The organism is Apilactobacillus kunkeei (assembly GCF_001308195.1).
Taxonomy (GTDB): Bacteria; Bacillota; Bacilli; order Lactobacillales; family Lactobacillaceae; genus Apilactobacillus; species Apilactobacillus kunkeei_C.
In genome coordinates this window covers 132,250-143,261 of sequence record NZ_JXDF01000012.1, presented here as the reverse complement: position 1 = coordinate 143,261, position 11,012 = coordinate 132,250, and the positions used below count along the sequence as shown (strand labels likewise).

General features: G+C 33.1%; 7 protein-coding genes, 2 tRNA genes, 1 other RNA gene and 1 pseudogene. 4 read left to right on the top strand and 7 right to left on the bottom strand.

The annotated features are described in order from the left end of the window. Positions 1-118 precede the first annotated feature (118 nt). From RZ78_RS02435 to RZ78_RS02420, 3 genes are all read right to left on the bottom strand, one after another. Positions 119-3,412, bottom strand: coding sequence for a glycoside hydrolase family 70 protein (locus tag RZ78_RS02435; RefSeq protein WP_054608024.1), 3,294 nt, complete (start codon positions 3,410-3,412; stop codon positions 119-121). Positions 3,413-4,411: 999 nt separating this feature from the next. Beyond that, positions 4,412-4,789, bottom strand: a complete 378-nt coding sequence (locus RZ78_RS02425) for a DUF1304 domain-containing protein (protein ID WP_054608022.1) — start codon at positions 4,787-4,789, stop codon at positions 4,412-4,414. A gap of 724 nt (positions 4,790-5,513) precedes the next feature. Continuing rightward, positions 5,514-5,586, bottom strand: a tRNA-Gln gene (locus tag RZ78_RS02420). 117 nt (positions 5,587-5,703) lie between these two features. Here RZ78_RS02420 and RZ78_RS02415 point away from each other — a divergent pair. After that, positions 5,704-5,777, top strand: a tRNA-Glu gene (locus RZ78_RS02415). 40 nt (positions 5,778-5,817) lie between these two features. Here the strand turns inward: RZ78_RS02415 and RZ78_RS02410 are convergent. Further along, positions 5,818-6,477 carry a hypothetical protein gene (locus RZ78_RS02410; protein WP_054608021.1) on the bottom strand — a complete coding sequence of 220 codons (660 nt, stop codon included), beginning with the start codon at positions 6,475-6,477 and terminating at the stop codon, positions 5,818-5,820. Positions 6,478-6,613: 136 nt separating this feature from the next. Here RZ78_RS02410 and ssrA point away from each other — a divergent pair. Both ssrA and RZ78_RS02405 read left to right on the top strand, forming a co-directional pair. After that, positions 6,614-6,984, top strand: a transfer-messenger RNA (tmRNA) gene (gene ssrA / locus RZ78_RS07420). Between the two features lie 338 nt (positions 6,985-7,322). Continuing rightward, positions 7,323-7,985: a lipoprotein gene (locus RZ78_RS02405; protein ID WP_054608020.1), complete on the top strand. Its 663-nt coding sequence runs from the start codon at positions 7,323-7,325 to the stop codon at positions 7,983-7,985. A gap of 57 nt (positions 7,986-8,042) precedes the next feature. On the opposite strand, the pseudogene RZ78_RS07595 reads toward RZ78_RS02405, so the two are convergent. Continuing rightward, a pseudogene (locus tag RZ78_RS07595) lies at positions 8,043-8,327 on the bottom strand (Ltp family lipoprotein); the annotation flags it as partial. Between the two features lie 27 nt (positions 8,328-8,354). After that, complete coding sequence (locus tag RZ78_RS07500; protein WP_155451838.1) at positions 8,355-8,975, bottom strand: hypothetical protein; 621 nt, start codon at positions 8,973-8,975, stop codon at positions 8,355-8,357. A gap of 540 nt (positions 8,976-9,515) precedes the next feature. Here RZ78_RS07500 and RZ78_RS02390 point away from each other — a divergent pair. After that, positions 9,516-9,752: a hypothetical protein gene (locus RZ78_RS02390; RefSeq protein WP_054608017.1), complete on the top strand. Its 237-nt coding sequence runs from the start codon at positions 9,516-9,518 to the stop codon at positions 9,750-9,752. Between the two features lie 49 nt (positions 9,753-9,801). Here the strand turns inward: RZ78_RS02390 and RZ78_RS02385 are convergent, their stop codons facing one another. Beyond that, complete coding sequence (locus RZ78_RS02385) at positions 9,802-10,956, bottom strand: restriction endonuclease subunit S (protein WP_054608016.1); 1,155 nt, start codon at positions 10,954-10,956, stop codon at positions 9,802-9,804. Positions 10,957-11,012 lie beyond the last annotated feature (56 nt).

The window sequence follows — 11,012 nt, the reverse complement described above, 5'->3', positions numbered from 1 at the left end:
CAATCCCCTGTAGAATACAGAAAATCAGTTGCCCAATTAAAGAGTTAGAAAGCTGCTTTTATTTATTTGTTCAAAATAATAGTTGCAGTTCCAACGATAGCTTCTTTTTTATTGGCTTTTACTTGTGTAGCTTGAAGTATTGGCCGTTCTTCTTTAGAAGGTAACCCATACCCTTACCTTGGATACTAGTACCGTTCATGTACTTAGCGCTCCAAATCTTGATATGTGTCTTTGAATCAATTGGTTCGTTGGTTGATTTTTGCTTTTGTTTGAATAATGAAGGATACTTCTTCTTCAACATTGACAAGAACTTGCCACCAAACTTGTATTGGTAATCCTTCTTGCTGCTCTTAGTACTTGCAACGTATAATGCGTTGTTGATTTGATCCTTCTTGTTCTTAGGTTTCTTACCAAAACCATCGATACGAGTAACAGTAGTTAATTCTTGACCGTTTAAGTCATATAGTTGGTTCATAACATAGTCGGTTAATGTGTGAACACCTTGAGCATGTAATGCCTTGTTGGCGTCGATTAATTGATCCACAGTACCGTACTTAGTTGACTTACCATCCATACCTAGGTTGTAACGATCAGAGAATGCATAACCATTTTCTTCAGTAGTATCAACGAATGATGAATCGTTGTGAACTGGCATGTAGTGACCTGGGAATTCAAAGTCAGTGATTCCTAATTCCTTGAATAGGCTTGCGTTTTTCGCAATCACAACATCGGTCTTCTTGCTGTTATTCTTAGTAATTGGTTGTAATGATGAGAATCCTTCGTAAGCAACGTGTGAATCTAGAGCTGCGTTTGAATGGAATGTCTTACCATCTTTACTCTTCTTAGTTGAAGCTTGAGTTCTAACGTCTTGGTTATCACTTGCTCCTACTGGTACCCAAGTTGATAGGTAACCTGAAACCATTGGGTTGCTTGCACCAAATACTTGAGTGTTGTCTAGGTGTAGGTAACCTTCAGCATCTGTCTTAACAACGTACTTGCTTGCTTCTTGATCATTGTGGAATACAGTCAAACCATCCTTGGTAGTCATTAATTCTGGACGGTATTCTTGGTTCTTGTGGTCTGCACCCATGTAAATCTTGATTGGGCTAGTGATTGATACATCTGGATTGTTTGAAGTTACTGATAAGTAACCTGATTGACGACCAGTTGCACTAGTGCTGGTTGGTGTTAAGTCACCTTGACCGAAACGAACTGAAGTCAAAATGTCGTTTCCTTGCATTCTCATTTGTTGTCCACCAGAAACGTATTTAACACGGTCTTTTAGCATGGTAGTGATTGAGTCGAAGTATGGTGACTTGGTAGCCATGTATTGGTCACCTTCTAGGTATAGATCACCATAGTAGACACGAGGAACTACATCCTTGTTTGAAAGTAGTAATGAGTAAGCTGCTGGAATGTTGTATTCTGCATACTTCTTGTTAGTTGCGAATTGGTCTTGATCGTAAATCTTGATAGCCTTGTTCAATACTGCCTTAGTAGGAGCATTTGGGTTATCCTTTGAAATATCAGAGATGATGTTAGCGATAAATGTTTGCACACCATCATGAACGTTTAGGAATGAGTAGTTTGGAGTAACTTGGTTTTCAGTGTAGTCATCTCCACGGTTTACCCAGTCATTTGTGATAACTTGGCTAAGTTGACTACGCTTACCTGGAGCTAAGGTAAATGGATATACTAATGTGTTAGTGTTATCCATATCATGAGTTAATCCCTTGTTACCGTCTTGAGCAACTGATACACGTGATTCTGGTGCACCATCTTCAAGTAGGTTCAAGTGAGCATTAGCTTTAGCGTCTGATGTCATGTTGAAACGCTTAACTTGGAAGTTTTCGATTAACTGAGTAATGTCGTAATCCATACTTCCAGTAGCATCTTCTCTACCACCATCGAAGTTACCGTTTGCACCCTTGCCTAAGATTGAACTGATATTCATTAGGTAGTAGAAGTTGTTTAAATCTTCTGCTTGAACAGTTGGGTTTGAGTTATCAACATCATTAGCTAATAACAATTCATAGTTCTTGTAGTTGTTCTTCTTTTGCATGGTGTAAGCACGACCTAGCAATCTGTATCTAGAATTGGCATTCTTGGTAGTCTTGCTGTTAACGTACTTAAAGCTTCCACCTTGTAGGTTACCCCATCCATATACCGGCTTTTCACTCTTAACATTCCAGATGCTTTGAGTCTTGATGAAACCTGTCATGGCAGTGTGTAGCCAATTAACATGCTTAGTCTTAGTAATGGTCTTTTCAATGTTAGTTTGGATGTTTAAAACAGCTTTATGAAGCTTCTTAGCATCACTCTTAACATTGTATTTCTTCTTGTCATTAATGTTTAGTGACTTATTAAAGTAGTTAGCATAGTTAGCCTTAACAGTCTTACTTGGCCACCAGTACATTAGAATTGGTCTGTAATCTTTTTTAGTTGATTTTGACCACTTCTTACCATTACGGTAAATCTTCTTTGGTTGGTACCAAGTATCAGCAGTTAAATAACCATCAATGTTAGTTACGTATTTTTTAGTAAACTTAACTGGTGCATTGAATTGGTTAAATTGCTTAATTTGACTATCACTAAATGATCTAGGCTTGATTAATGTGACTTTCTTGTATGTAGTAGTCTTAGTTGCACTAGCATTTTTATCAGTGGTTGTTGTTTGGTTGTTAGTAGTATTGTTAGTACCATTATCCTTGCTGGCATCACCAGTAGCTACTGTAACATTGTTGTTATTAGTAGCTTGGTTAGCGTTAGCAGTGTTATTGGTAGTTGCAACTGTTGTGGTTGCTGGTGTTGTAGCAACTGGCGTTGTTGTAGTTACTGGTGTTGCTGTAACTGGTGTTGTGGTTGCCGGTGTTGTTGTAACCGGTGTTGTAGTTGCTGGTGTTGTAGTTGCTGGTGTTGTAGTTGCTGGTGTTGTGGTGTTGTTACTGTCATTACCAGTCACAGGTGCTGGAATTGGAGTAGCGTTTGATGCGTTAACTACTTGGTTGTTAGTGTTGGCATCTGTACCGTTTGAGTTCGCAGCATTGGTACCAGCTGGGTTATTGTATTCCTTATCATTCTTACCATCTGAACTATCACTATGAGCACTTGCTTCACCAGTTATAACTGTTGAAGTTGCAGTGCCACCCTTATCAGTATCACTCTTGGTAGTAGTAGTGTCTGTGGTAGTTGTAGTGCTTGCGCCTTGTTGGGCAGCTGTGGTAGTTGCTGTGGGTTGGACAGTAGCTTTTACAGTCGTCTTATCAGCCGCAGGAGTTGCATCAGCATGAGCTGTTGCTTGGGTCATGTAGAAACCAGTTCCCATGGTAACGGCTACAACGGCAGCGATTACCCATGATTTACCAGATTTGTACATTCTATAATGTAACTTTGAATCTTGGTTATAATTCATAACTTAAAAACCCCTAACTAAAAATTTATAATTGAAACAAAAGGAATTATATACTTTATATAATCATTTTTAAAGAAAGTTTTAAGTTTATTTTAAGTTTCAGATGATTTTTAAAGTTATTGTAATATAAGAATGCCTATAAATAAGGTCTATAATTCATTTTGCTTCAAATATTACATGTTTGTTACTTTTAAGAAATCTAGGCTTTTAAGCTTATTATTTTTTAATTTTTGCCCCTATTAGTGATCGATTTAAATAATCTGATTTAAGACACATCAAATAAGAATACAATAAAATATAAATGCCATTTTTAGACACTGTGTATAATTTTCTATCATAATGGTTAAATCTTTCTAAAGGCACCAATCCACCACCGCAAAGCCATTTAGCCAATAAATTGATGCTTTTACTTTATAAATTTGCCATATACGATGAAGGATTTTTTATTTTCATCTTTCATTCTAAAAACCGGATTTACTTTTCTCTCATATTAAAGTTGTAAAATACGAATATTCCTTTTCAATATAGCTGATAACTACTAAGGGGGAGAAAAATTGAAAAAGAATAACAATAAGACTGTACGATTACTATGTATATTCGCAAATTTATACCTATTAATCTCTAGTCTGGTATTTGGTCTAATCCTTTTGGAGACCTCCAATCGGATGGAAACTGAAGGATTTTCCCAAATATATAGCTGGTTTTACGTCCTCTCGCTAATTACCCTAGTAATTTGTTTGATTGCACAACTACTAATTATGTTCATTGGAAAAGTGCAATTAAAAAAGCTAGCCATTTTTGAGATTGCCTTCGTAATTTTTGAAGTCATTCTCTTCACGTTAGACGTAATTGACTGGCCACTTATGATTAAGACGATCTTAACTGCCTTAATCGTGTTGGTTTTACATATACTATAATCTTCTCTAAGAATCCTTATCTGCCATATGATAAGGATTTTTTAGTAAATAAAAAACGCCACTATCAAGTGACGTCTGTGTATTAAATGTTATTTGTAATGAATATTGAGATCAATGCCAATGCTGCTGGCAAACCTTGTGTGATGATAATCTTCTTGTTAGCGGTAAAGCCACCAAAGATAGCGGCAACGACCACAAATCCTATAAATAGATATAGGTTAAAAGTTGCAATTGATTGTGGTAGAACAAACATCGTCAATAGAATGCCGACACCAATAAAACCATTGTATAGTCCTTGATTAGCCATACTAATCTTAGTCTCAGGTGTAAATAGGTATTCCATCGATAAATCAAATGCCTTTTGAGCTATCTTGGTACGACTAAAGAACATTTCTAAGATCATGATGAACAATGCTTCAATCGCGACAATTAACGCTAATACATCACTGATAATTTGCAAACTAATCACCCCTTACCATTCTTTTAACTCGATTCTAACATATTAAAAAAATAATATTTATTGGCCTAGTGTTATTTATGATTTATTTAAACAAGTGATGCTACCTTAATAAACATCTAGGCGTCTATTATCTTGTGATTAAAATCATTTGTAGGCGATTATTTTAATTTTTTTATAAAACATTTTGTATAAATAAAAAATGTTAATAACTATCCTAAAAACGATGAATATTAATGAATTTAATTTTCGTATAAAATGCACTAATTGTGACATTTTCACTATATTTTAAGGTGATTATTGATATGTTAATCTATAAAAAAATATAGGAGAACGTATTATCAAATTTATATATGAAATTTATAACAACAAATCAAACAAAGCATCAAAAACTCGAAAGGAATCCTTAAAAACATCCTATTAAAAGGTTGCTAACATATTCGATCGTAATATTAAACGAATGAACAAATTCGGCGACGAAAAAAGATTCACCTTATATGCCTTATTATCTGCAATTCTGATGGCCATACTTATTGACCTCTTGGTTGTCGCGATTAGTTATCTATAATGAATCAATTATTTAGATTGATTAAAATAATATGATTGTTATCATAAAGTTTATTTGTTATTAGCTAGATAAAAGCTAGTTGATTTACAAAAATATATACAAAAAATAAAAAGCACCCTCACTTAATCGTGACGGTGCTTTTTTATGTACGCTTAGAAACTGAGTATACTGGATTCGAACCAGTAAATTAAGGATTCAGAGTCCTCTGCCTTACCAATTTGGCGAATACTCAATAACTGATTACATAATTAATATTAATACTCAAAATACCCTTATGTCAACGGTTATCAGCATTGACAGTGCTAAAAATGAATAGTAGTATAAATATATAGTGATTGATTAGTGATATTGCCCGCTGGTCAAACTGGTTTAAGACGTCGCCCTCTCAAGGCGGAGTTACGGGTTCGATCCCCGTGCGGGTGATAACAAAAAAAGACAGCCATTTGGCTGTCTTTTTTGTTTGCTAGTAACTAATGGCTTTATAGCCACTTCTCTTCCATAGCTTAGTTAATTCCTTAACTGTAATCGTCTTGTTCAACCCATCTTCAGGATCAAAGTAGAAAAATACTCGGTGGTTAAAACCAAATAGGATAATACATTGATTATCTCGTCTGCCCCATAACATCACAGGACGGTTACGATTAATCTGGCTTCTCACACGACGGTATGACTTCTTAGTCAAATCTTTATATGAGCCAACACTGTTAACTAGGATGCTCTTAAAGGTTACATCGGATAAATTATCAGTAATCTTGCCTAACTTTTCGTACACGTCAAAATCTGGTCTAGAGAAATGAACCAATACTGATAACGCCTTTTCTTCGTTAGAAGCCTCGGTATTATCATTACTAGCCTGTAGATTTAAGATTCTGTAATTTTTACGAATGAATTTGTTAGGAATCCATCCGGCATCACTTTCGTTTTCAAAGTGAAACCATAGATGTTTTTGATAGAAGCCGATTTGATCAATTTCAAATTTTGCCTTTTCGTCTGAATGATTGAATGCTTTGCGTTGATGCTTTCCCGCTTGCATTTCATTGACGTACCACTTTTCCATCTTACGGTGTTTTAAACGCACGTAAAAGTGTGGCACATTTTCGTTTGCAATTGAATTGCTTTTCATTAATTCACCCTCATTTATTTAGGTATAGACTCCATTATAACAATAAAATGGTGTAAAACGCACCCTAAATGGTGTTTTATATGATAATATCGTTTCACTGTCCTTATAAATATGGTAACATTGATATGTACCTTTTGGGGGCGTTATGGATTCGACGGGTATAGTTCGAATTCGGATTGCGTTCGCAGCGGCGTCTGCTCAACCGTCCAGTTTTTAAATTATAACTGCAAACAATAATTCAAACAACGTCGCTTTAGCTGCCTAATAAGCAGTCTACGACAATCCAACTAGCTTTGCCTAGTGGCTAACTTGGGTTTTATAATTGATAGGCTTACGTTACTTGCTCACACCTGAAGTTAAGTAAAAGAGATTAATCAGGTTAGCTGATCATGTTAACCCCGGAATACGGTGCTTTGGTCAGTGAAACTTCAAATAGTATCCCTATGAGCGTAGATATTCGAATGGCGATATGCTCGGACGCGGGTTCGACTCCCGCCGCCTCCATTGTTTAGAAAAAAGCTGTTGTAATTAATGATGAAAATCATTGTTACAACGGCTTTTTTCATACCCTTTAGTTTTTACAACTTACAGCATTCATTATTAATATCTCTCAAACTATCTTTTGTGAAGATTTTAAAAAAACACAATGTGGATTAAAGTTATTTTAATAGTGTTTACAAAGCCATGGAAAAAAATACGTAAATAAACATCAACTCTTTATTAATTAATACTGTATGTATCAATGATGTAAGAAATCAATGATCTCTTACTTTCGTTATTTTCTTTTAATTATTTTTCAAAGTGATAACATATTATTTGAATACATAAATAAGGAGTGTTTTATAATGAAAAAATTATTTAGTTTAGGATTAGTTGTAGTTAGCGCATTTACTTTGGCAGCTTGTGGAAATGAAAAAGCAACTAAACAGAGTGGTAGTTCCAATTCATCTAGTTCAAATGTAACTTCAAGTTTCAAAAACATCCATAATAAATCTATTATCACAACTGATAAAGGGACACTCTCTCTTTACAAGGCATATGCAGGGCCAAGCTACGATGATAATAATAAAGTGCAATATGATGTTATCCTTACCAGTTTTAAAGTAACTAACAAGACTAACAAAGAACTTTCTGCCTCTCAAATTTCCAACGACACTCAACTAAATCCATATGCTTTGCATGATGGAAAATACGATTCACTTGATCAACCCATTGTTTTGGGATCAGTCTATAAATCAAATGACGAAAAAAATTCTAATAACTACAATAAACTAAACTCTGCAGGCGATGAATGGACTAATTCAAAGATTTTGCCACATAAGACTTCAATTGTCGTTAATCCTAACCCAATTGTCATTGCTACAAGTAACCCTAAAAATGAATATTTAAAGTTAGAACCTGTTCAAGTAAATAAAGATTCCTCATTTATTGATACTAAGAATAACAAATTGACATTTGATAAAATAAACGGTCAGAACGTTAAAAATCCTACTGACATTCTAAATTAAACAAAAAACACGAAAGAATATTATTCTTTCGTGTTTTTATTTTATTAAAACTTTAATCTAGTATTTATTTTCAGCAGCGTACTCTGCTTCTTCCATTGTAAATCTTCCACCATCACTTGATGTCAAAGTAGCAATTATTTCTTCGTCAGAATAACCATATTCTTGATAATATTTTATTGCTTTAGCTAAAGCATTTTGTTTCCAAACGATTTCTTGAACTTGATCAACACCATATTGTGCATCACTTGGTGAGTAATTTCCACCTTCTACAGAAGTTAATTTTTTATACACTTGTGCTTTTGACAATTGACCACCCAATGACATTTCATCAGCATCATCAGCTGCATTTTGTTGACCTAATGTAAGGTTTTAATTAGAGTCATCGTCGTAACTATTACTATCATCAACACTGCTATTTGTTTTATTAGTATCAGATTTTTTATCTTTACTATCAGTATCTTCATTTTCTGGCTTAAATTGTTTATGAATTGCTTTAGTAATTTTATATGTTCCTATTGTACTTGCATCAACTAATTTAGATAACTGATCGTCAGTAAAGTCGTCGGAAGCATCATGTTTAATTCCATCAAATGAAGAAATTAAAAATCTTAATTGTGAACCTACTTTGTAATCAGTATCAGAACTAATGTAGTTTATGCTTACGTATGCATCAAACTTATTATTTTTTACAGTTGCCAAACCGTCTTCATCAGAATTATTAAATGCATCTGTAGTAGTATCAGGATTAGTTTTATTGTCAGTTGAAACAAAGATCTTAGAACTATTTGGTGCTTTAGTTGTTCCTGATACCTTTAAGTAATCATGAGAACCATTCTCGCTAATACTTTTAATATTTACCTTGTAGACTTTAAAAGTATTTTCTTTTTTCTTATGACTGCTTAAATCACTACTCTTTTTTTGATGATGTGTAGTTGTATCATTGCTATCCGCATTACTAAATGTATCTGGAAGCGTTGTTACAGTAAGCATAAAAATAAAAAAGAAAGCCAAAGCTGCACATCCAAAATAACGTTTGGGATGTGCAATACCAAACACTTCTTTAGTATTGATGCGTAGTCTGTTAACAAAAAATGTACCCATTAGTCCAATCAATGCAATATCAAGTACGATTAACATGATTACATTGATTAGTGAATGGATTTTTAGGAAAAAGAATAATTCCTTAAGTAAGAATAAGATTAATGCACAAGACATCAATGAATATAAATGACTATCCAATGCATTTATCTTATTAACCCTTTTCTTTATATATTGGTATAAAATATATGAATTCATTCCCCAGGATAGGAAAATAAGTAACAAATTCAAATTTGACATTAATTAAAACCCCTCATATTTTTTTCGAACAACATTTTAGCATATGAAACAGTATAATTTGACGAGTTATCCATGAGATATTATTAAGAACTTGATGGCACAATCCTTATCATATCAATCTTATAAGAATATTGATAAGGAAATATAAGTTTGATAAAATTATATAGTTAGTATAAAAATAAGGGGTTAATTATGATAGATTCAAACAATTATACACAAACATCAAATGTAAAAAATATTCCAAGTAACAAACCATCCACCTATATCTTAAGAGTATTAACTGGTTTTATAATTGGTATTGTTCTTGTGATTCTTAGTAGCTTAATTTATTTCGATGAATCTGCATTCCTAATGTTAATTCTATTTTTATTAGGTCTAGTCGGATTCCCAGTATTTATGTACAAAACTGATAAAGACGTCGTTAAATAGAAAAAAGGTCATAGCAGATACAATTAAGTATCTATTATGACCTTTTTATTTATATGAACATCTTTTGTAAGTAAGCCTTTTTTTGTTGTTTTAAATTAGATATTTTTTCATCTTGAACATCTATCATACTATTAAGTTCAATTAGAAAAATATCTATTTTTAATTGTTCTCTTTTTTCTGGTAAAACAACGTTTATTTTCTTCAAATCACTACTCTTTATCAACTTTCTACCTGATCCTACAGAAAATTTCTTTATATTCTTATTTTTTAAAACGCCAGACAGAAAGTTCTCGTATTCTGCCTCAATAAAAATAGTATTATCTGTTATTTTCATTTTTCCGGAATTGCAATAAGTTGAACCAGCATCGCCAACACGTGCTACCAACAAGAAATTACCATCATAATCAAACTCATTATCATATCCTATAACTCCGGTTGATCCAGCAATGGGATATTTTCCATGATTAGAGCTATTGTATACACTTCTACCAGTATTTATATTATATACATTACCTAATTTATCTTCCTTCCACTCTTCACTAAACCCACTAAATCTCAATCTAGGCAATAATTTTCCATCTTCTGGGAACATCTTTTGTAGATATCCTTGTTTTAGTTTCTTTAGTTGTTCTAACTTTTTAGTTTGAAGTTCAATAATCTTATCTATCTTTTCAAAAAATGAACCAATTTTTTGTTGTTCATAAACGCTTGGATAAACAATCACTAATGTTCTTAAATCAGAATTATATAGATGCACTACTGAATTACCTTGTGCTAATCTAGATAACCTCTTATGGCCTTTACCATATGTAATGGATAAAGATAAAAATGAACTATTCAACTCATTATTTGGATGTAATATATTTAGGTCTCCACCTAATATAATATTATTAGCATCAATATTTGTTGCCCTAGCAATGTCGTCTCTAGTTTCACCTGATGATGGAACTACAACGTCTCCTCTCTTACTATAACAAGCTTCAATCTTTATGTTATTAACAAATGTTTTTACACTAGACAAAGTATTTTTAAAATTGGTGTACATACTTCCATAAAGTAAAATAGGTTTGCCATCCTTTACCAAATCATTTTTTGAAAAACCTTTTCCTTTACTGAACTCACATAAATCTTTAGCTAAATTATATTTCCATTCATCTTCGAAGTCTTTAAATCTTAGTTTAGGTACATTATTTTCTTTCAACATAAAAAGCTCTTTTCTCCGTAATCATTAACTAATCTATATTTTATCATATAGAATCA